The 21,865-nt window shown below is 48.6% G+C and carries 12 protein-coding genes; 11 read left to right on the forward strand and 1 reads right to left on the reverse strand.

The features are described 5' to 3' along the window. Positions 1-163: 163 nt before the first annotated feature. The 5 genes from NFR28_RS04760 (at position 164) to NFR28_RS04780 (ending at position 12,139) form a co-directional block, all read left to right on the forward strand. Positions 164-4,783: a hypothetical protein gene (locus tag NFR28_RS04760; RefSeq protein WP_251178682.1), complete on the forward strand. Its 4,620-nt coding sequence runs from the start codon at positions 164-166 to the stop codon at positions 4,781-4,783. A gap of 467 nt (positions 4,784-5,250) precedes the next feature. Continuing rightward, positions 5,251-5,952, forward strand: coding sequence for an ABC transporter ATP-binding protein (locus NFR28_RS04765; RefSeq protein WP_251178683.1), 702 nt, complete (start codon positions 5,251-5,253; stop codon positions 5,950-5,952). A gap of 14 nt (positions 5,953-5,966) precedes the next feature. Further along, positions 5,967-9,665, forward strand: a complete 3,699-nt coding sequence (locus NFR28_RS04770) for an FtsX-like permease family protein (protein ID WP_251178684.1) — start codon at positions 5,967-5,969, stop codon at positions 9,663-9,665. Positions 9,666-9,713: 48 nt separating this feature from the next. Further along, complete coding sequence (locus NFR28_RS04775; RefSeq protein WP_251178685.1) at positions 9,714-11,108, forward strand: trigger factor; 1,395 nt, start codon at positions 9,714-9,716, stop codon at positions 11,106-11,108. Positions 11,109-11,158: 50 nt separating this feature from the next. Beyond that, on the forward strand, positions 11,159-12,139 hold the full coding sequence (locus NFR28_RS04780) for a RodZ family helix-turn-helix domain-containing protein (protein ID WP_251178686.1): 981 nt from the start codon (positions 11,159-11,161) through the stop codon (positions 12,137-12,139). 16 nt (positions 12,140-12,155) lie between these two features. On the opposite strand, the gene NFR28_RS04785 is transcribed toward NFR28_RS04780, so the two are convergent. Beyond that, positions 12,156-14,093: a hypothetical protein gene (locus tag NFR28_RS04785; protein WP_251178687.1), complete on the reverse strand. Its 1,938-nt coding sequence runs from the start codon at positions 14,091-14,093 to the stop codon at positions 12,156-12,158. 343 nt (positions 14,094-14,436) lie between these two features. On the opposite strand from NFR28_RS04785, the gene NFR28_RS04790 reads away from it, so the two are divergent. The 6 genes from NFR28_RS04790 to NFR28_RS04815 all read left to right on the forward strand — a co-directional run bounded on the left by NFR28_RS04790 (position 14,437) and on the right by NFR28_RS04815 (position 21,856). Continuing rightward, entirely contained in the window at positions 14,437-16,188 is a 1,752-nt protein-coding gene (locus NFR28_RS04790) for a protein kinase domain-containing protein (protein WP_251178688.1), read from the forward strand. A 19-nt stretch (positions 16,189-16,207) separates the two neighbouring features. Further along, positions 16,208-17,191: an FHA domain-containing protein gene (locus NFR28_RS04795; RefSeq protein WP_251178689.1), complete on the forward strand. Its 984-nt coding sequence runs from the start codon at positions 16,208-16,210 to the stop codon at positions 17,189-17,191. Between the two features lie 800 nt (positions 17,192-17,991). Next, positions 17,992-19,011: a hypothetical protein gene (locus tag NFR28_RS04800; protein WP_251178690.1), complete on the forward strand. Its 1,020-nt coding sequence runs from the start codon at positions 17,992-17,994 to the stop codon at positions 19,009-19,011. A 453-nt stretch (positions 19,012-19,464) separates the two neighbouring features. After that, the gene (locus NFR28_RS04805; RefSeq protein ID WP_251178691.1) at positions 19,465-19,845 is read left to right on the forward strand and encodes a TM2 domain-containing protein; all 381 of its coding nucleotides are present in this window, start codon (positions 19,465-19,467) and stop codon (positions 19,843-19,845) included. A 347-nt stretch (positions 19,846-20,192) separates the two neighbouring features. Continuing rightward, entirely contained in the window at positions 20,193-20,804 is a 612-nt protein-coding gene (locus NFR28_RS04810; protein ID WP_251178692.1) for a magnetosome magnetite crystal formation protein family, read from the forward strand. Between the two features lie 26 nt (positions 20,805-20,830). Further along, a complete protein-coding gene (locus tag NFR28_RS04815; RefSeq protein ID WP_251178693.1) occupies positions 20,831-21,856 on the forward strand; it encodes a zinc ribbon domain-containing protein in 1,026 nt (341 codons plus the stop codon). Positions 21,857-21,865 lie beyond the last annotated feature (9 nt).

Here is a 21,865-nt window from a genome sequence, read left to right on the forward strand (position 1 = left end):
GTCCAGGGTCTTTTTTTGCTCGAAGTAATATATGTGCTGATAAATCAACATAAACTTTCACCGTAATCTTGCAGAAACTCTACCGTTAACAAACCGTTATGTTTATAATGAATCCAAATGCATAAATGCAGCAAATTTAGACTCATATAGGTTAGGTGAGATTATGCAAAATCCTTCACGGATAAGCGCAGAGGTAAAACAGAAGAACCGCTCACAAATACTACAAGGTGGTCGCCGCACAGCTAAAAAAGCTGTAAGTGTCTTATGTGCGGTCCTGCTTGCATGTGGACTTTGGCCAGTGTTTGCATTGGCAGACGAGCAGGCAGCTGAACAGGCAGACGAACAGGCAGTTGAACAGGCCGCTGATGAGCTTATCCAACCACAGGCGCTTGCCAATACCTATGGGTCGGCTGATTCGGCAAAACTGGTAATTGATGCAATTGGTAAAAAGATTTCCTCTTCTGGAACCAAACTACCTGACAATGCTACGGCAGATGTGCTTCAGGACGGATATTTGTCACTGGTAGGTCCTTATCAATTCAACGCAACGGGAAATACTAACGTTCGAGGCAAGTTTGATGCTGCTATTGGTCAAGCGGTTCACTCATCGCGCGTGACCAATGAAGAGGCATTAGTTGGTTACAAGATGGACAACATGAACGTTGGTGGGACGAGTAGGGTTATTGGAGGCACCACCACAGCAGGTCGCGCAAATGTGAATTCCAGCTCAGCTCGTTTGGTGGATCCTCAGTCAAGCGATGTCACTATTCATAAAGCCTACCTGGTTGTTGCAGCTAGCCAAAATGCTGCCATGGGAAACTCAGCGTCGGTATGTCCCTTGGCGCACTATGGTGTGAGCTTCATGGGGCCATCTGGCGTGGTAAGTCGTTATTTCCCAGAAGTTGTTTATACCGATGACTCTCAGCAACGTGCTTCGTGCTTCTTCGATGTAACTGACCTTGTTAAGCGCGAAGGCTATGGTTGGTATACGGCCATTAATATTCCTGCCGCCGCTCGAGACGAGTCTAATAGCTATGGCGGTGACTATTTCGGCTCATGGAAGCTTGTAGTAGTTGAAGAAAACACGGCTGTGGCTCCACGTATGCTGCGCCTTAAGCTTGGTGGCACCACGGTGAAAAACGGTGGCGATTGTTCGGTGAGCATTTCAGGCGAAGGTCTTTCGGTTGTCGGTGATCCAGCAGGCGAATTGGTTATCGCAATGGATGGCTCTGACTTTGGTGATAGTAATCAAAACTTGCAATATTCCACCAAAAAGGCAGGTGCGGCGGGTATTGCGGGAAACATTGCTAATACAGCTAAGTTGCGTTCTGCTCAAAAGTTTTTCAATCTCCGCGTAGATAACCGCGATTATCTCACTGATGCTGACTTTGATCCAGCACCAAAGCAATCCAACAATAATGCGTTGTCACAATTTAATGGGGGAACAAACATCTCTCTTCATAATACCGACCTGACTGTTATGGATGTTGAAAAGAAGGGTGAAGCTACCAACCCTGCTGGCTTGGTATTGGATGGTGGTGAAACTGAGGTAGTACTGCAAGCAGTTACCAACCTGAACCCCACAACCCTTACTGTGCTTGGTCTGGCACTTGAGATCGTAACGCCTGATTTCAAGACTTCGCTCTCAATTGCTAACCTGACCAAACACTACGCTACCTCAGATCAAGGCTATACCGTTTCACCTACAAGTGACTTTTATGCTGATGATGGTGATGATTTGCGTGCAGTAATGCTTTGCGAGAACACCTCTCCCGAAACCAAACAATATCTTGGTCTTTCTGATCCTGTTGCCAAGGTGACTGTTAATGGCTTTAGCTCAGTTGACAAGAATTCAGTCAAAGCATACTTCCGAGCCACCAATGGTGAAACCTACCGCATGGCAAATGTGAAAGTTTCAGAAAATACTGATGGTTCGTTTACGGTAGAAGCGGAAGGATTTGAGGAAGATAGCGCAGGCGATTCGGTGGTTATTACCACGCAGGGTTACTTTGAGATCTCCTTTAACGGTAAAGCTCGCGGCACGAAAGACTTTACGCAGTATTCAAACCGTGCGTCCATCCAAGGCAACTTTGTTGACGAACAAGACAATCATCACAATTTCTTGCTGACAAATCTTGGTTTGCAAACTGTTCAAACTGCTTCAAATGCTAAAAAGTATTCGGTAACCGTTAGCGGCGTTGGTCGTGGATCTGGAACTGTTACAGGTACGGGTAACTATTACGGCGAAGATGTGGCTCCTATTGTTTGGCAGGCTGATGAGGGAAGTACGGTCTCAGCGGTATTTGTTGACTCACAAGTTCGCGATGACTTGGTAGAAGACGCGGCTGCTCGCGCAGCGACGGGTACTTTAAGTCTCCCGATTGAAAACCAAGACCATGAAGTGGTTGTTGTCTTTGACAAGGACGATGAAGAGGAGAATCCTCTTCCGCCTGAGACAGATGAAGACGGAACCATTACCTACGCTGTCACCACTATTACCGACGGTGGTATTCAAGAGATTACCCCCAGCATGAGCGTAAAAGAGGGCTCAGATGCTGAAGTTACGTGGACAACAAAACCGGGCTATAAGGTTGTTTCAGTACTTGTTGATGGTGTTGCAATAGCAGCTACCGATTCAGGGAGTGTTTCGTTTAGCGATATAGCGCATGCACATCAAGTTCAGGTGCTTACTGAGCGCATTTCATCTGGTCAGTCAGGTGTTCCCTATGTGCGTACATCGCTGGCGGGAGAGGGTCAAATTACTCCTTCGTCAATGGTCGTGAAAGGTTCCTCGTACGACGTTACCTTTAAAGCAAAAACCGACACCGCCGTCTTGTCAAAAGTTCTTATTAACGGCGTAGAGGTCTTTAATGAGTATTGGCATAATCCCAAGACTGGCTCAAAAGAAAATGAAGCATTCGTAGCAACTTATAAGACTGATGAATCTGGTGTGTATACCATTCCTTTGAAAAACATTACCCAAGATCAATCGGTAGAGGTTGTGTATCGCTCTACTGCTCCAAGTGGTACAGGTGACATTAATACCTATCCCACAGATCTTACAGTTTCAACTTCGCTGAGTGGTGGTATTGGTACGATAACTCCTGCTCAGAATGTAGCTGACGGAGCAACTAATGTGTCAGTGGTGTGTACGCCGCAAAAAGGATCGAAAGTAGAACAAATCTATCTTGTCCGTGGAAGTGCTCGTCAACCCGTTCCATCCGATTGGATTATTACGCATGAAGATGGTTCGGTTGAGGTCGTGCTTCCCAGCGTTGATGCTAATTGCACTGTTCATGCAGTGTTGAGCATGGATCCTAATGATCCTGATAACCCCGTGCCTCCAACAACAACAAACAAGAAGTACTCAATCACGACGAGCATTGTTGGTGGATCGGGAGCAACCATTAGTGCTACGCAAGTCAACATTCCTCATGGCGAGAATCGCACTATTACCTGGAAAGCAGATCAGGACAAGCGCATTATTTCTGTCATGATTGATGGCGCGCTGCGTGACGATCTTCTAAATCCGCGAGGAGGTTCTTACACCTTCACTTCAATTGCAGCAAATCATGATGTTGTTATTCAAGTGGCTGAAAAGGGCACTAACGATCCTTCCGGTTCAGATCCTAATGATCCGAACGATCCCGATAACAAGAAGCCCACACCTGATCAAGACGATTACTATGTCTTTATTGATGCCGTGGCTAAAGGGCCGGGTACGGTTGGTCCATCAGCCTCTGTCCCGCTTGACAAGAACGGAAAAGCAACCGTGTCATGGGAGCCTAATCCAGGCGCTCGTGTAGTAGAGGTATGGGTTGATGGCGTTAAGCGCAACGACCTTCTGAATGCTAACTCGGTGTCTTTTGCGGGTATTCTTCGCGATCACAACGTAACGGTTGTTTTTGGTACTCCACAAGATCCCGATGATCCTCAGAGTGAAATCATTGTTCCAGATTACGACGATGAAAATCTCTTCAGCACCATTGGCACCAAGCTTGTTGGTGGTAAGGGCTCTGTTACTGGTACGCAAGTTGTAAGCAAGACAGACACCAATCCGCATAAGGTTATGTGGAGCGCCGACAAAGACTATAAGGTGGTCTCGGTTACGATTGATGGCGTTGTGTATACCGCAAAAGATAATCCAGATATCGTAGGTAAAGGCATGTGGGTCTTTGACGATTTCGCCTCAAACCATTCTGTAGAGGTACGCCTGGCATTTACTGGTGAGATTAAACCTCCAACCGGTTCAGGAAATGAGAAGCCAACCCCTACGCCTGATGACCGAGATCCTGTTTATATTGACACCGATATCACCATTGATCCTGAGGATGGAGTTCTTACAAAAGAGGACATTATTGATTTGATTGAAGATATCCTTGGTGATGATCCTCGTATCCCGCAGGGCGTAGACCCAGAGGTTAAGATCTTCAAAAACGGTGAAGAGGTTGACGTTATAGATAAATCTGTTCCCGGTGAACACATCATTGAAGTGACCTATCTTGACAAAGATGGAAACCCGGTTGTTGTACGCATTCGCTACTCTGTTTCAGGCACGCAGGGCGGTTCTGTAAACAACGATGTAATGGATGGGGTAGGCGGTCTTGGCACAGGTGATGTCAGCGGTGAAGTGGTTTCAGGCGAAGGTGCAAAGGGCTCTATGATTCGCCTTGCAAGAACTGCTGATCCACTGACTAATGCGGTTTCTGCCTGTGCGGGACTTGCGGTGGTAGCAGGAGCTGTACTTTTGATAAGCACCCGCGTGCGCAGCAAGCGCTCATGAAACTAAAACTTTGAAATTCTGTGGACGCGGCACTTCGGTGCCGCGTCTGTGGGTTATGAGATAAAAAGTGTGTAAAACCGGGAGTTGGTTTTACCAGGAGTTGGTTTTCCGGGAGTTGGTTTTCATACAAATCAGGCACAACCCGCCATGCCGTCTGACCTGGTGAAACTCTGCAAAACACCAGGTCAATAGGGGTGTTCAAAAATGGCAGCTTCTTCCTGATTTGTATGAAAACCATACAAATCAGGCACAACCCGCCATAGCGTCTGATCTGGGGAACTCCGCATAACACCAGGTCATTGACGATGGGGCTCGAAGATGAACGTGCCAATGGAAACGAGCGCAGAGGGCGTATTGCAGCTGCGGCTTTTCGCGTCGCCTTTCGTAACGATTCTGCGCAATCGTTAAAGCTTTGCCGTCCAATCCGTTATCATGAGACAGAGGTACAGAATTAAGGGGGCGGCCAAATGGCGCTGGTTGAATTTCGCGATGTTTGCAAAATCTACCACATGGGCGAAGTGGAAGTCGCTGCCGTAGACGGCATGACCTTTGATATTGAGGCGGGAGAGCTTGTGGTTATTGTCGGCCCTTCAGGGGCGGGCAAAACAACGCTGCTTAATATGCTTGGTGGTATGGATAGCCCCACGTCAGGAACCATTTCAATAGCGGGTAAACATATCAACGACTTCAATGAAAACGAGCTGACCTATTACAGGCGTTACGACATTGGCTTTGTCTTTCAGTTTTATAACTTAGTGCAGAATTTAAACGCTCTTGAAAATGTTGAGCTTGCTAATCAAATTTGCAAGAATCCCCTTGATGCAACAGAAGTATTAAACCAGGTTGGTTTAGGACATAGGCTCACCAATTTCCCCGGACAACTGTCGGGTGGCGAACAACAGCGCGTTGCTATTGCGCGCGCGTTGGCAAAGAACCCGCAGCTGCTGCTGTGCGACGAACCAACTGGCGCACTTGATTATCAGACTGGCAAAGCAATTCTTAAGTTGCTCCAAGATACGTGCTACAACACGGGTAAAACGGTTGTGATCGTGACGCATAATTCGGCATTCTGCGAAATTGCGGATCGGGTGATTCATGTTCGCGAAGGTCGTGTTGCTGAGGTTGAAATTAACAGCGAACCCGCTTCGGCTGAAACGGTTGACTGGTAGAACGCGGGTTAGTTGTGCGTAATATCTTTACGACAGAAACACTTCGCTCCATTACCCATTCCTGGGGACGTTTTTTGGCTATTGCAGCCATTGTGGCGCTTGGCACGGGTTTTTATGCTGGGCTTCGCATGACTGCACCTGATATGAATGAAGCCGCCGATCAGTATTTTGATGGAACGCATTTGATGGATATTCGCGTGGTTTCCACGCTGGGTCTCACTGATGCTGACATTGATGCGCTTCGAGCTATTGATGGGGTAGCAGCGGTAATGCCCGCATATGAAACTGATGCCATTGCCACTATTGGGGCAGACGAATATGCAACGCGAATTCACTCCTTACCTCGTGCCGCGCTTGAAAGTGATCAGGTAAGCCCTACGACGGTGAATTCAAATGACGCTGATTATCTGAATAGACTTGTGCTGATTGAGGGAACCTGGCCGGTTAATCCGGGTGAATGCGTTATTCAAAAATCATTGCCAGTGAACGCTGCTATAAAGCTGGGCGATGTTATTGAGCTGTCTTTTGAAGATGATGCTACGGGGCAAAATGCTGCAGATGGTGCGTCTGATCAAGACGAACGCGGAGCAGAGTCAGATGAACTTGCAGAGAATGATGAACAAGGCGATGTGCTCACCCAAACCAGCTACAAGGTAGTGGGCTTTGTTAATGCGCCGTACTACGCAACCTCATCTCCACTTGGCAATACTGATCTTGGAACAGGAACAATTCAGGAGTTCATGTATGTCCCTGAATCTGATTTTTCGCCCGATTACCCCTATACGGAAGCATTTATTGAAGTTGCGGGAGCTGCCAGCGAATTTGCTACAAGCGATGCATACGACAACCGTGTTCAGGAGGTACTGAGCAGCATTGAAGCCATTGCTCCTGCACGCGAACAAGCGCGTGTTAATGAGCTTAAAGAGGATGCTCAGGCAACACTTGATGAGCGCACGCGTGAGTTTGAGGACAAGAAGGCTGATGCTAAAAAGCAGCTTGACGATGCAAAATCACAGCTTGACGAGGCTGCGCAGACGATAGCAGACAACAAACGCGAACTTGATGAGGCGCGCCGCGAATATGATCGAGGGCTAGCTGAACTTAAGACGCAACGTGCGGATGTAAAGGCGCAGCTTGACGAGGCGCAAACTGAAATAGACGATGCGCGCAAAAACCTTGAAGCAGCCACACCCAAACTTGAAGAAGGAAAAACGAATCTTGAAGCCGCATGGGCAACGTGGCAAGAGGGCTCAGAGGCATTGAATGCCGGCAAAGCTGAGTGGGATCGCCAGTCCGCGCAACTTGAAGAAGGAGTTGCTCAGATTCAGGCGGGAATATCGCAAGCACAGGCGGGGCTCGACCAGGCTAATAGTGGCATTGATCAGCTTGATGCCGCTTTGGCGCAAGCCAATGCCCAGCGAGAGCGGCTTAATGCCACGTTGCAAGGACTCCTCTCTGATCCTGTTGCCAATGCGGGTCAAATTGCTGAACTTCGTCAGCAGATTGCTGAGCTTGATGGGTCTATCTCGCAGTTAAATACCCAACGTGATCAGGCCATAAAGCAGCAAAGCGAAGCGCAAGGCACACTATCGGGCTTGCAAGCGCAACTTAAGCAGCTGGAAAGTCAGCGAGAACCGCTTCAACAAGCAAAAAGCGAGCTTGATGCGCGCGAACAAGAGCTTTCTGCAGGAAAAGAGCGGCTTGATCGCGAGCAGGCGGCATATGATGAGCAGGCGCAAGCCTACAACGACGGCATAGCAAAGCTTGAAAGCGGGCAAGCTGAACTGGACGCACAGCGTGCATCGGCGGAGCAGCAACTTAATGACGCGCAAGCACAACTTGATGCAGCAAAGATCCAGATTGATGACGGTCAGGCATTGCTTGATCAAGGACAGGCTGACTACGACGAGGGCTTAGAGGAATACAACAAGAACAAAGAGCAAGCAGATAAAGAACTCAACGATGCGGAGCGCAAGCTTGCCGATGCGCAGCGCACTATTGATGATCTTGAAACTCCTGAATGGCTCGTCATGGATAGAGACGCCAATTATGGTGCTGCCTCGTTTGAAGCAGACGCAACGCGCGTTGATAATATTGCTGCGGTATTTCCGTTTATCTTCTTCTTGGTTGCCGCTTTGGTTGCACTGACTTCTATGACGCGCATGGTGGATGAAGAGCGCATGCTTATTGGTACGTATAAAGCGCTTGGTTACACGCGCTTGCGTATTGCTTCGAAATATCTGACCTATGCAGCACTCGCAAGCGTCTCAGGAAGCATTCTTGGCATTCTACTTTTGTCGCAGGTTTTACCTTTCATTATCATGAATGCGTATGCCATCATTTATTTTGTGCCTATTCCATCATTCCCGCTGCCTGTTTCAGTGCCGATTGCGCTGCTTTCTGCAGGGCTTGGCGTGGGCATTACGCTTTTTGCAACAGCTGCTGCCGCATGGGCAACGTTGCGCGAAAAACCCGCTGCGCTTATGCTGCCACGCGCCCCAAAAGCGGGAAAGCGCATTCTGCTTGAACGAATTACTCCTTTGTGGAAACGACTCACGTTTTCGTGGAAGGTAACGCTTCGCAATATCTTTAGATACAAAAAGCGCCTGATTATGACCGTGATTGGCATTGCGGGCTGTACGGCGCTTCTGCTTACGGGATTGGGCTTGTCAAATGCAATTAATGACATTATTGACAAGCAATATTTCGAAATCATGCACTATGACACTACCGTGACGCTCGATGATCATATTATTGAAGCTGATCGCGAACAAGTTAATGAAGTGCTTTCTGATCCCGCCTATGCAACAAATTATCTTGAGATTATGCAAGAGCATATGCTTGTTTCTGGACCTGAAGCTGCAGACAAGTCGGTTGATGTGATGGTTCCCAAAGAGCCAGAACGGTTCTCTGATTTCTACCTTATGCGCACGCGCAATGGTCATGTTCCAGTAGCTCTTGAGCCAGACAGCTTTGTGCTGACAGAAAAAGTGGCCTCTGAATTGGGGGTAGGCATAGGCGATGTAGTCACGCTCACCAAGCAAGATACGCTTGGTAATGCGGTTGGAGAAGGTTACCAGGCGCAAGTGACAGGTATCGTGGAAAACTATGTCTATCATTATGCCTTTATTGGTCCGGTGCTCTATGAGGCGCTTATGGGTGAGCCTGTGGTCTATGACTGCGATCTGGCAATAAGTGCAAACCCACAAGACCGAAGTGCTTTGGTGGAGCGCCTTGACGCAATTCCCGGTGTCAAAACAGTTGCCTTTAACGATGAGTCCATTGAGACGTATCGGACGATGCTTGGAAGCGTTGATATGATTGTTGTTGTACTTGTGGTGGCAGCGGCAACGTTGGCATTCATCGTGTTATACAACTTGACTAATATCAATATCACGGAGCGTGTTCGTGAGATTGCTACACTTAAAGTGCTTGGCTTTACGCCAAAAGAGACAACTGCCTATATTTTTAGGGAGATCCTCGTACTTTCAGTGTTGGGCGCGTTGTTGGGACTTGTGCTTGGGATTGGCATGGAAGGGTTTATTGTCCTTACGGCCGAGGTTGATCAGGTGATGTTTGGTCGCGATATACATGCGCTCAGTTTTGTTATTGCGTTTGTGCTCACGCTTGGATTTACCCTTATTGTTCGTTTGGCTATGCGTCCGAAGCTCAAGCATATCAATATGGTGGAAAGCCTTAAGTCAAACGAATAATTCGATACAATTACTCAAGATTGTTTTGCGTTTTTAGAAGGGATACCTATGAAGGTAACTGAGAAAAAATTAGACGGTGGCAAGGTTTTGTTGGAGGCAGCTGCGTCCCCAGCCGAGGTTGGACATGCGTTTACGCTGGCGCAATATGCTTTCGCCCAGCAGATGGGTATTCAACCTAAGCCTGGTCAGTCGGTTGCACAAGCTGTTGAGCAGCAAGCGGGCATTAAGGATTTGGACAATATGGTTCGCTCGCAAGTAGCTGACTTTTTGGCGCCGTTTGCGTTAGATAAGCGCAATCTTGTCCCGGCGTTTCCGGCAAAACCGGTGTATAGCGAAGAACCAAAGCGTGGTGCGGCATTTGAGTTTACCATGACGGTAACGCCTAAGCCTGAGTATGAACTGACTTCCTATGAGCCGGTTTCAATTACTATTCCGTCTATGGAAATTGCTGAGGCTGAAATTGATCAGCAGATTGCTTACATGGCTGAAAGCTATGCAGAGTTTATTACCGACGAGCCTCGTCCGGTTGCTGCTGGTGATAGTCTTCTGCTTGCACTTGAGGCATCCGTGGACGGTAAATCGCTTGAGGGACTGAATACTGACGGGCGCACACTTGTATTGGGTATGGGTCTTATGCCGCCAAGCTTTGAAGAGCAGATTATTGGTATGCAGCCTGGTGAAACCAAAGAGTTCTCTTTTGATGCACCGACGCTTCCTGGCGAGACTCCCGACAAAATTGATGCAAAGGTTACCGTAAAAGAGATTCAGAAAAAGGTGCTTCCCACTATTGATGATGAGTGGGTAACCAAAAATATGCCCCTTTATCCGAATTTAGCTGCGCTTCGCCAGGGCATTGCTGACACGATGATGATGAGCATGAAGCCTCAGTATGAACAGTTGAAGGCGCAAGTGGCAGCAGCTGAGTTGGGTAAGCGCTTCCAAGGAAAAATTGAAGATGCGGTTTACGAAGCCATGCGCGATACGCTTGTTGCTTCAATGCAAGCGCAGGTAGCAGCGCAAGGAATGTCATTTGATCAATTTGTGGCAAGCCAGGGCGGAGAGCAGCAGTTTAGCATGATGCTTATGTTGCAAACGCGCGAGATGTTGGTGCAGGGATATGCTCTTGACGCGGTATTTCGCCATGAGAAACTAACCACTACTGATGACGATATTTTGGCAGTATGTGCAACAATGTCGCCGCAGGATCCTCAGGCTATCAAGCGTCAGATGGACGAAGAGGGTCGTGGGTTTGCGCTACGTGAAATGGCCGAGCGCAACAAGGCCAATCAATGGGTTGTTGACCATGCCCATATCACTATTGAGAATGCTCCAAGCGCAGATGCTGAGCCGAAAGAAGTGCAACAAGCAGAGGAAAACATTGCTCGTGAGGCTGTGGCTGGCATGGCTGAGGAGCTTGAAGCTGCAGAGAAAGACGCTGAATAGCAACCAAAAGAGATACGCATACAGATAAGACGAAGGGGGGGCGAAGACTTATGGCGAAAAAACCCACAAGCTGGGAGGCAGCTCAGCGAAAAGCGTGGCGAGCGTCGAAGTCTCCGCTCCTTTATATGCTGACGGCTTTTTCGTTTGTATTGGTGGTTGCCGGCGTTGGTATGTACATTGCGGTGGTGCCTTCGCTAGCGCAAGAAGCGCCACTGTTGCAAGGGGTGCGCTCTAAGGCTGTAGACGCCGCCAACACGGATGAGGCTTCTGCAGATGCCAATCATGACCAGGATCAGGCATCTGATACACATGACGAAAAGACTGACGCAAAGGATGCTGTCGAAGACGTTACAGATGCAGAGACTGAGAGTACTCAAGATCAAGACCAAGACGAGGATGAAACGTCAGCAACGGACGTGGAAACACCAGCAGCTCAAATAGCACCAAACCCCAGTGCGGCAAGTACAGCTTCAAACCAATCTTCACCGGCGGGTAATACCGATGTATCCAGCGAAAGCGATTCAGCTACGTCAGATGCCAGTGCTCAAAGCAGCACCGTTCCTACCGATGACAGCGGCGCTGATACGGGTGGCATATCTGAAGGACAGGCCATTGCATATTTTAATGAGAGCTGCTCAGCTCTTGGTGCTTATCTAGGAGAGCTCTCGAATTTGCAAGGCCAGTTTATATCGCTTTGCGACACTATCACCGCAGGTCAGCGCCAATCTCAAGCGGATTCGTGTCAGACGCTGGCAAACAACATTGCTATGTCTAATCCTCAAGGAACCTTCAGTGGCATGCCGGCGCTTGATTATGCGGGGTATGGCTCGCGAAAGGCGTCGCTTATTCAAGCCTACGCCGATGCGCAGGCGGCGGCAAATCAGCTGGCTCAAACATGGCGCGCCAGCGCTGCCTATGACGATCCGGCAGCCCACAAAAGTGAGTGGATCGGTGGTGTTTCGTTGTCTGGCAACGGGACGCTGGCGCTGTATGACTCAGCCTACGCAAACTACCAAAAGGCCACGTCATAGGGCGAAGTGCGCGACATCAAGCACCGGGCTGCCAGTATTTATCGTCAATAACCAAACTACGCTTGGTCGGATCTGCATTTCTCCACGCAAAGAGCGCGTCTCTTGTTTGCTGAGTTAAAGGTTGTCCTGCAACACCAATGAATTCAAGGTGTGGACACTTGCTCACATTAACGGTAGTGATTTTGTAGGTGTAACCCAGATTGCACTCAATAAGATTCGGGAACTTCGTGAGATCAAAAGACGACAATGACGTTGAGCTCAAGTCTAAATGGGTGATGTTGGGGCAACCGGAAACCACAAATGTTGTTGCTCTCTCAAATCCTCGCAGATAAAGGTTTTCTAGGTTGGGTGCGTTGCTTACTATGGCCTTGGTGCAAGAGTTGCAACGAAGCGCGTGAACGCTTTTGAGCGTTGGCGTTTGAGGCATGATGAATGCTGTGAGATTCACGATGTCTTCGATATATACGCTTTCAAGATTTTTGGCTCCCGACAGATCAAAGTTGGTGTCAAGGGATTCCACTTCCACCATGTCGTCGTAGAACACGGTGCGATTATTAGTTCCAATGGAGATATTCTTGATTTGCTTACAAGCGCTCCATTGTGCCCATACTGCTTCGGCACCACGGATGTCGACCGACTCTAAGGTAGATTGACAGGCGCGCAAATCCACCGTGGCAATGGTGCCTGAATCAATGGCGTCAGTAAACGACACAACAGGACAGCCGCCCAGCGTGGCTGGCACGGCAATGTCATAGTTCTTGTTTTTCTCAGGGGTGCGAATACCGGTGACGAAAGCTTTGCCGTCCTTTAGGGTGTAGGCAAAGTATTTCGCATCTGAAAGCTTTGCGGCCACGGAGTTTAAGGCGTGCCCTCGATAAGCGCGATACGGATTGCCGCGGGAATCAAGTTCGTAGCCGTCGATATACTCATTTTTCGCCATAACGCCTGATCCGGGCTTGAAGTAATACCACACTCCGTCAAAGACTGTCCATCCGGTTCGCATTTTGCCGTCGGCCTTCATGAAGTAGTGTTTATTGCCATCGATGGTTTGCCAACCCTTGGCAACTTGTCCCGATTTTGGTCCAAGATAGTAGGTGCCGCTCTTGAGCCAAAGCCATCCGTGTTGCTGGGCTCCTGAGCTGGGATCGAAATAGTATTGCTTGTTGTTAATGGTGGTGAAGCCTTGAGCCATGACGCCGTTGGATTTGAGGTAGTATTGCACGCCGCCAATTTTCGCCCAACCGTAAGCTCTGACACCACTTGCCTTGTAATGGTAGTACCACAGGCCACCCACTTGGTTCCAGCCGGTAGCCATCGCTCCGGACGGTTTGAGGTAATAGGTGGCATTTCCTTGAGTGAGCCATCCGGTGGTCATCGCCCCGGAGTTTTGGAGGTGATACCAAACGCCACCTACGCGTTCCCAACCAGTGGCCATGGCGCCGCTGGGCTTGAGGTAGTACCACACGCCGTTTACCATCTGCCAGCCGGTGGCCATGGCGCCCGATCCTTTGAGGTAATACCAAACGCCTCCCACGCGCGTCCAGCCGGTGGCCATGGCTCCGGAGGATTTGAGATAATACCACGTACCGTTGGTCTTTACCCATCCGGTTTTCATCCAGCCGGACATATCGAAGTAGTACCACGTACCACTAATCTTTTTCCAGCCGATAGCAAAACCTGAGGGCGAATTCGCATACCACCAGCGGTTCCCTGATTTCTTCCACCCCGCACTTTGGGCTGCAAAAGCTGTCTGGGGGTGGGTGGCGGCTTGGGTCAGTGCGACAACTCCGGCACTCAGGCTACCCAGCCCAAGACATACTACCAAGAGCACTGCGGTAAGAAAACGCGAAGGTCTTCTGCGTGAGCCAGCTTTCGCAGTGATTGCAACGTACGACGCGTCCCGTGAAGTAGGGGCAGCATCTGAAATGGTGAAATGAGTTATATGCAGCTTCATTGATGTCCTTGTTTTTTGCCCGATATGCGAACCGTCTGGGTTTGCGAATGCAGCCATGGTAGCACAAAAGCTTCGTCATCCACGCACGTCCTGCACGCCGCCGTGCCCGTCCCGGTCGCCGCGCTCCGCCGCGCTCGCCCCCGCACACCCCACGCGCGTCCCATCTGCTGCCTTGCACCAAAGCCCCAGATGCTTCGCAAAAGTTGTACAACAAAAAAGGCCGCAGTTAGACTACGATAAGCGCGCATTTGTTGGAAACAAAGAGCCGGCATCCCCAGGAATTGCCGTAAAGACTCACCAGCCCCTTCGCTATACTGATGATGAAAGAAAAGGAGGTCAAACCGTGCAAGCTGATGAACGCGCATCAGAAACTTCTGATGATAAATCGGCGTCGCACCCGTTTGACTCCATGAGCATGTTGCGATTGGTGCACCTGAATAACTTTGAGCCGTCGGTAAGCATGGCTGCTGAAAAGCGCGGCGCCTATGACAGCAGATTTGTGACCTTATTTGCTGACGATAAGCGCACCCGGCGCGGCGGTCTTGGGAGCGTGACGCCGGTCATCAACGCTCATGGCGAAACTTTCGCCCTCAAAGTGCTCACCCTGCCTGATGAGACCCAGCTTACAGATGGCGAAGACGAAGATGACGCCGATGCATCGTCGCAGGCCTACCAAAGAGAGCTGCTCACCAAGGCGTTTCGTCAAGAATATGAGCGCCACCAGACGGTATCAGGTATCAAGGGATTTCCGCGATTGTACGGCTATGGCCTGGTTAATGATGTGCCGGCCATTGTGATGGAATGGGTTGAAGGCATCTCGGTTGCCCAAGCGGCGCGCCAGTTGGCTCTTGATGATGACGGGCGGCTCTCGCCGCTGACTGCTGCGTGTATTGGCAGGGATTTGTTCGATCTCATTGCACGCTTTGATGTAATTGAGGGCGGCTTTGTGCATCGGGATATTTCGCCAGCAAACATCATGATTTGCACGAAGGATCACACGCTGTCCGAGCAGGTCGAAGCGGGCGAATTTGACTTGCGACTCATTGACTTTGGCTCTGCGGCCGCGTTGGCGTTTAACCCTTCGCTTACCACCCGAGGTTTGGCGCCGCGAGGAGCCACGCCAGACTTTGCACCCCCTGAAATGCTGACCAACGATATCTCGTCTTTGCAGCAGTTGCGCACGTCAACGGCTGTAGATGTTTACGCCGCAGCCAGCGTGCTCTATGCGCTTTTGGCGGGATGCCCTCCCTTTGACCTGCGCGGGGATCACGATGGCGCACCGCTTTCACCTTACCGGCGCAAAACTGAAAGTACGCCGCTTGAACTTGTTATGGTTCATGAGCAGGCGTCGGACATTCGCGCGGTGCTCATGCGCGAGAGCCAGGTTGCGCTTGCGGTGGGCAAAGCCGTTGGAAACCTTGAGGATGCGCCCTCTGCCAAGCAGGTAGCAGAAGCGTTAAGCCAGGTAGATGACCAGCTTGCTTTTGTGATTGATGCATGTCTCTCGGCTCAGCAAAATGCGCGCCCTGTACCGCGCGACGTTCGTGATGCCCTGTCAAATTTCGTCATTCATTACGAAGATAACGTGTGCCATGCGCTTGCGGGCGAGCCCCTTGAGCAGCCACTTTCCCAAAAATCTTACAAGAGTCTTCGCAATGGCAGCAACCTGAGGCGTGCTCGGGTTCGTTTTATCAGCAAGGGTGCTGCTTATGCACTTTGTGCAGTAATAGCTCTTGGTACAGGAGTGCTTTTGCATGACGTGCAGCTAGTGGCTTGGTTTGGCATCGCCACGTCGTTTCATGTGCCAGGCATGCTCATAACCGCATGCTTGCTCATTCCCGCAGTTTGTGGGCTTCTTGCCCGAGGCAAGAAAAACGCTGCTTCACCTCGGATGCGCTTTGTGCGCGCCACTGTGGCACTTGGGATAATTGCCGCTCTTTTTGTTGTGGTGATAGGCGGTGCATCAGTTGTGCCGTCGGGTGCGCAAACAGGCTGCTTGATAGCGCTTTTTGCCGCAACGGCGACGGGTTGGTGCCCACTGGTGGTTGATTACACGCTGCGTGGATCAAATAACGTGGCTTCGGACGAGGCTTGAGAATAAAGGAGTGTGCGCTGTGGTTTTGACGAACGTAACGCCGTGCAGTGTGCTTTTTGACACCATGAAGCGTTTGGGTGGCGTGAGCTACAAAGAAACGGCAAGTCTCATACTTTCCAGCAAACCCATGGGGGATGGTCCAAGTCCCGTGAGCAGGGTTAATGATAGAAGTTGGCTTTCGCGCTTTATTGTTCACGCACCGGTGGTCTCTTTGGATGAGCATTATTTTGGCGATGCTGCCATGGGTGCCATGCGGCTTATCTCGCGCCTGAAGTCAAAAACTGGTCGAACCCTTACCAGCAAGCAGATCCTCGACATAATTTATGGAGCCCCAGGTGAGCTCATGAAGCACGCCCTGGAGGAGAACCACCAGGATCTCAGTTTGTACAACAACGTATTAGATCGCATTGCCGCCCAAGAAGACTTATCCGTTGACGAAAAGGCTGAACTGGCCATGGTGCTCTTTGTGTCTGCTGGCTGTAGCGCATCAAGTGCCAAAGCCGCAGAAGCAGTGGACGAATTTTCGCACGCTCATCAGGCAAACACATTGGCTACGCCACCGTCGATCACCGGGCATGGCAGTGCGCAAGGCACCAAAACCTCCCAAGAACAGCACATGGGATATTTGTGCTTGCTGCGCGTCAAAGATGGGTTTGTTATTGGTGCGCCTGCTTGGATTTCTCCTGAAGGGCCGGGTGCGACCATAGGGGCTATGGCAACCGGGGACGAAGACATTGCTTTGGTTGAGCGTGATGTCTCGCGAAGGCATGCACATATCTGGTGTGATGAGTATGGGGTGTGGCGGGTGACAGATTTGGCATCGCGCAATGGTACGGTTTTGACGCGTGCGGCTGATGGCGCACAGATTCAACTCACACCTGAGCTTGAGCACCCCGATGGGTCGGTGGACATGGATAATCTTCATGGAGTTGAGATTGTTCCAGGAGACGAATTGCTATTGGGTGCACGAACGCAATTTGTGGTGATGCAAGGCGCTTCGTAAGTCATGAAATCTCTCATACCGTAGTGTTTAAACCCCTTGTCAACAGGGCTTAATGAGTCACGCCTCATCATGCTGCCATTAGAAAATGTTGTGCAACATATTCTTGTTTTTCAATGATAAGGTTACCGCGGCATGAAGCTTGGACATTATTTGTGTTTAAGCTCCGTAGTTCCTGTTCAAAAAAGGGGGGCAATGGATAAAGGCGAAAGCTTATGTATTAAAGAGAGGAAAGGGGCGAGGCGTGTCATATTCAGTATCAAAAACCATTGCTGAAAACAAGGCGACTGGCTTGTATAAGACCTGTCGGCCTGCTAACAACTTGGGCCGCTGACATTGGGTGTCGTAATTGCGATCACGCAAGCTAAGAGTGTTACAAAGAGTCCATTATGGGAGATTGCTTAAGGGACGGTGTCTTTTTCGGTCTCTTAAGAATTATGGGTTCATTACATCAACAGGTCTTAATGAGTGACTGGCCAATGCTGTTGACGCCATCTGTCTGATATGGGGATTAATGAGGTCAGATTCTTTTGGATTAGTTTGCATAAGACATGATTGATGATGAGCCTGATTTGGACTCGTTCTTGTGTGGCGTTGGTGTCACTGTATGTTGAATGGTAAGCAATGGAAGCATTTATCCACACAAAGGATGGCATGATTGCACTTGCGGAAATTGCTGAAAGTAGAGCATAAAGGACATCTAGCTGCACGCTAAGCTGCGGAATCTCTGAAAAGAATGTTTAGAAATCATTAAGAGTACCTTAAAAAGTGCTCAAATAGGTACGGAAAAGAGTAGATGATCTATGAATACTGTGACGCGTGAAGATGAACTTGAAGCTGTGACTACAGCTTATGTTTTGGAAAACAAGCTTGCTGAACTAAATAAGCAATTGAATAAATTGAATGTTCAACCGCCAGCTCCAAATGAGCCTCCAATGCCTCAGAGGCCTGTAGTTGAGTATGATAGAATTCCTTATCCAAGCATTGAAGCCCCCAAACAGCCTTACCCGAAAGTATACTTACTTCTTTTAGGAGCTTCAGTATTGTCGATCATTTTCGGTGTTCCTATGGCTGTTTCAGGGAATATGCTCTTAGGAGCTCCGCTTGCACTTTTTGGAAGTCCTTTAGTTTGGATTATTATTGTATCTGCTGGATTTTCCAAGCGTAATCGTATGCAAGAGGAGGCTATTGAAGAGATTCGGCACTCAGAACCGTATGTGGCTGAATGTAGAAGAATTGATAGTGACAATAATATTCGACAACTTGAGGCAGAAAACGAAGCAGACAGAAGGTATGAAAAACTTCTAGAAACATATAATAATGTGGCCTTAGTTGCTTACCAAGATGAGCTTAAGCACTATCAAGACGTTGTGTTACCTTCGTGGGAGACTGAACGCAATGAACTACTGGAAGTTATTATGTGTGTCCGAAAAACGCTCGAAGAAGTATATGCAGTAAACATTGTTCCTGGAAATTATCGAAATCTTGCAGCTATGACGTTTATATCGGCTTTTATGGGTACATCATCTTATGATTTGAAATTTGCAATTGAGCGTTTCGACAAAGATGTTGATTTGACACTTGCGCGGAAAAGCGCTGAGACTGCAGAGAAAACTCTTGAGGTCATGGATGCAATGAAGTTGGTTGCAGAACAAACTATGCGTGAGACGCAATATCAATCATATCTAGCTGAATCGTCAAACGAGTATCTATCGGAAGGAAACCATCTTCTGAGGCAGACCAAAAATTGGACTATGGCTGATACTGCCATGCATGGATATGACTTGGTTAGACAGCATAAACTGGATCGCGCGAGAGGTTAAATTAACTACAGAGTTAAATAATGCATCTGTACAGCCTATGTCGCACTTCTAGGTCAAGGGCGCACAGTCTGTATAGGTGTGACTAATAAGGCGCATAAGTGATCGCTTGTGCGCCTTTAATATGAGAAGAGTGTTGTTAAGAGTCAATAATAGCCCAAGCTAGGGATTTCTTCCTAGCTTGGGTTATTCCTATCATCATCCAGCAGTCTCTTCTGACAGGTTGTGTGAAAGATTTGACTGGCTATGGCGCTTTTTGCTTCTACTGGCTGCAGTACATCGAGTGCGCAAACCCCTTGTAAACAGGGCTAAAAAGTCGCGTTTCGTCATACTACCATTTGAAAATGTTGTACAACAATAACTGCTGATCACGTGCTATTTTTTGGGTATATCTGGGGAAGATATTTCGTGTCGAAAAGCAAACTGCAAAACAAATCTATATTGAAGGAGGAAATCATGAGTGACAATTTCACTTCTCAGTCACCTAAGGGAGCTGGTCAGACAGTCCCGCAAGCAGGGGCTTATGCAACCCAGCCCGGCGGCTATGTAGCTCAACAACCTGTTAGCAATGCTGCACCGCAAACCGCAACAAAGAGTAAACTAGTTGCTGGATTGCTGGCCATCTTCCTGGGGTCACTTGGCATCCATAAGTTCTATCTTGGCTACACCAAAGCGGCTGTCATCATGTTGGTGGTATCACTTGTTGGTTCTATATTTTTTGGCCTAGGTGGTATTGTCATGGGATCCATTGGAATTATTGAGGGCGTTATATATCTCACCAAATCCGATGAACAGTTCTATCAAACCTATGTTGTTGGCAAGAAGCCTTGGTTCTAAACTTCATTCTATGTTGGTCTAGCTTAACTGTTTGCTTCTACGAACTGCATATCTTCCTACATCGAATCCAGTTGATGCTTTTACCCTATGCGAAAACATCAACTGGATTTTCATTTTAAATCTCTGTTCTTAGCTTTTATGTAGGTGCGGTTTTGTTTGTCTTTTTGGATGTGCGGTAATGGCTCAAATGACAGCAAACACACCTTGGTTTAGACAGCGGTTGGATTTCCTCTCAGTGTTGCCACCAGAGAAAAATGTTGTACAACTTTTTTTCGTCAACAGGTGGTACTTTACGGGCGTTGAATTATCGGGGGTATAGAGCTACCAGTATTGAGAAGGGAACAACCATGCCTGTTTGTACTAATTGTGGCGCGCAAATTGTTGAGGGAATTGCATTTTGTCCCGATTGCGGTAGCCCTGTTGCAGCATCGCAGCCCGCGTCTGCGCCAGCTCCAGCAACGGCACCAATGCCAACAGCAGCTCCTGCCGCTGCACCTGTGACAGCAGGAGAGCAAGCTGCCGCTCAGATGCCGAATCCCGCACCTGATCCGGCCGCTTATACCCAGCAAATACCTGCCGGCGTTCCGGTGGACAATACTGTAGAGGTAGATCTTGGCAAAGATTGGACTGCCATATTTGATTCACGTGATATTTCGGAAAATAAAGTATATGCACTAGGGGCTTACCTTCTTGGAATTGTCGGTGTTATTGTCGCTTTGCTTGCGGCAAAGGATTCTCCCTATGCAAAGTTTCATGCACGCCAGGCAATGCTAATTTTGGTAACTCAAATACTCTTGTTTTGCGTGCTCGTTTTATTGGCCTGGACATTTATTATTCCTGCTCTTGCCGGCATTGCGATGGTTGTTCTCGGCGTACTTCAGATTATTGCCATTATCAACACGCTTCGTGGCAAAGCCAAAGTTGTGCCGCTTATCGGCGCCTTAAAGTTTCTGAATTAATACTTTGCAAACTGGAAGGAAAAGCTTTGAGCGCTCAAAAGTTTTGCACTTCATGTGGCGCGCCGTTAGACGGCAAGCAGGCCTTTTGTACGTCTTGCGGCACGCCGGTTGGTAGTGGAGTTAAAGAGTCTTTATCAGGCGACGCGTCGCAAGAACCAAGCACAACAAGTGCAGTTCATGAGCCTGGAGTAGTATCAAAACAGGTCTGGGATCAAACTGCTCAAATGCCAGCAGTCATGCAGATGCCACCTCAGGCACAACCCATGATTCAGGCTCAGGTTCCAGCCCAAGCTGTCAATCCTACAAATCCTTCGATTTCGTCAAATCAGAAAAAGAAGGGTAAAGGACCAATTATTGCTTTAGTTGTTGTGCTTGTGCTTGTTTTGGTTGCAGCTGTAGTTGCCTTGTTTGCATTCGGGATTATCCCCTTCGGTGAATCAAATGATGCACAAAAAGCCCAGGACACTGAGCAAGTCGTCAATGATCCGTCGGCAAATGAGGAAGATGACACCGATACTAATTCCGCAGCTACAGATTCGGCAGAGGACAAGGAAGCGCTTGATGCAAAGTCAAAGGTTGATCCTTCGGCTGACGAAGACGAACTGGAGTTTTATAGCGAATTGACGTCTTATTACGACGACCTCAGCTTTATGAATCAAAAAATTAAAGATGCGATGAATGACTACGATGATGTTGTTTTCAACCCATCCATTGATAAACGCTATGAGTGCTACAGTGATGCTTTTGATCTCTATGAAGATGTCTATGAGTCCTATGAAGCCGTGATGAAACTGGATGTTCCAGCAGGCTCTATTAATAGTGAATCATACGAAAAAATATGCATTTGTTATTACGATTGCGTACAGCGCATCTCAGTGATCGTTGAATCCTTGGAGTTAAGTATTGATAGCGAAGATCCTCAGCATGACAAGGATGCAATTACTGCTCCGATTGAGAAAGACAACGAACCAGATAGCGATAAGAATAAATATCTCGTTGAATACGAGGAGCTTTATCCGGGTGCTGCTCCAGTAAATCCGAAGAGAAACTAAACGAATTGT

The organism is Adlercreutzia agrestimuris, assembly GCF_943193125.1.
Taxonomy (GTDB): Bacteria; Actinomycetota; Coriobacteriia; order Coriobacteriales; family Eggerthellaceae; genus Xiamenia; species Xiamenia agrestimuris.

Coding starts and splice junctions, on each gene's coding strand:
- NFR28_RS04760 (WP_251178682.1), top strand. CDS start 164: ATGCAAAATCCTTCACGGATAAGCGCAGAGGTAAAACAGAAGAACCGC.
- NFR28_RS04765 (WP_251178683.1), top strand. CDS start 5,251: ATGGCGCTGGTTGAATTTCGCGATGTTTGCAAAATCTACCACATGGGC.
- NFR28_RS04775 (WP_251178685.1), top strand. CDS start 9,714: ATGAAGGTAACTGAGAAAAAATTAGACGGTGGCAAGGTTTTGTTGGAG.
- NFR28_RS04780 (WP_251178686.1), top strand. CDS start 11,159: ATGGCGAAAAAACCCACAAGCTGGGAGGCAGCTCAGCGAAAAGCGTGG.
- NFR28_RS04785 (WP_251178687.1), bottom strand. CDS start 14,093: ATGAAGCTGCATATAACTCATTTCACCATTTCAGATGCTGCCCCTACT.
- NFR28_RS04800 (WP_251178690.1), top strand. CDS start 17,992: ATGAATACTGTGACGCGTGAAGATGAACTTGAAGCTGTGACTACAGCT.
- NFR28_RS04805 (WP_251178691.1), top strand. CDS start 19,465: ATGAGTGACAATTTCACTTCTCAGTCACCTAAGGGAGCTGGTCAGACA.
- NFR28_RS04810 (WP_251178692.1), top strand. CDS start 20,193: ATGCCTGTTTGTACTAATTGTGGCGCGCAAATTGTTGAGGGAATTGCA.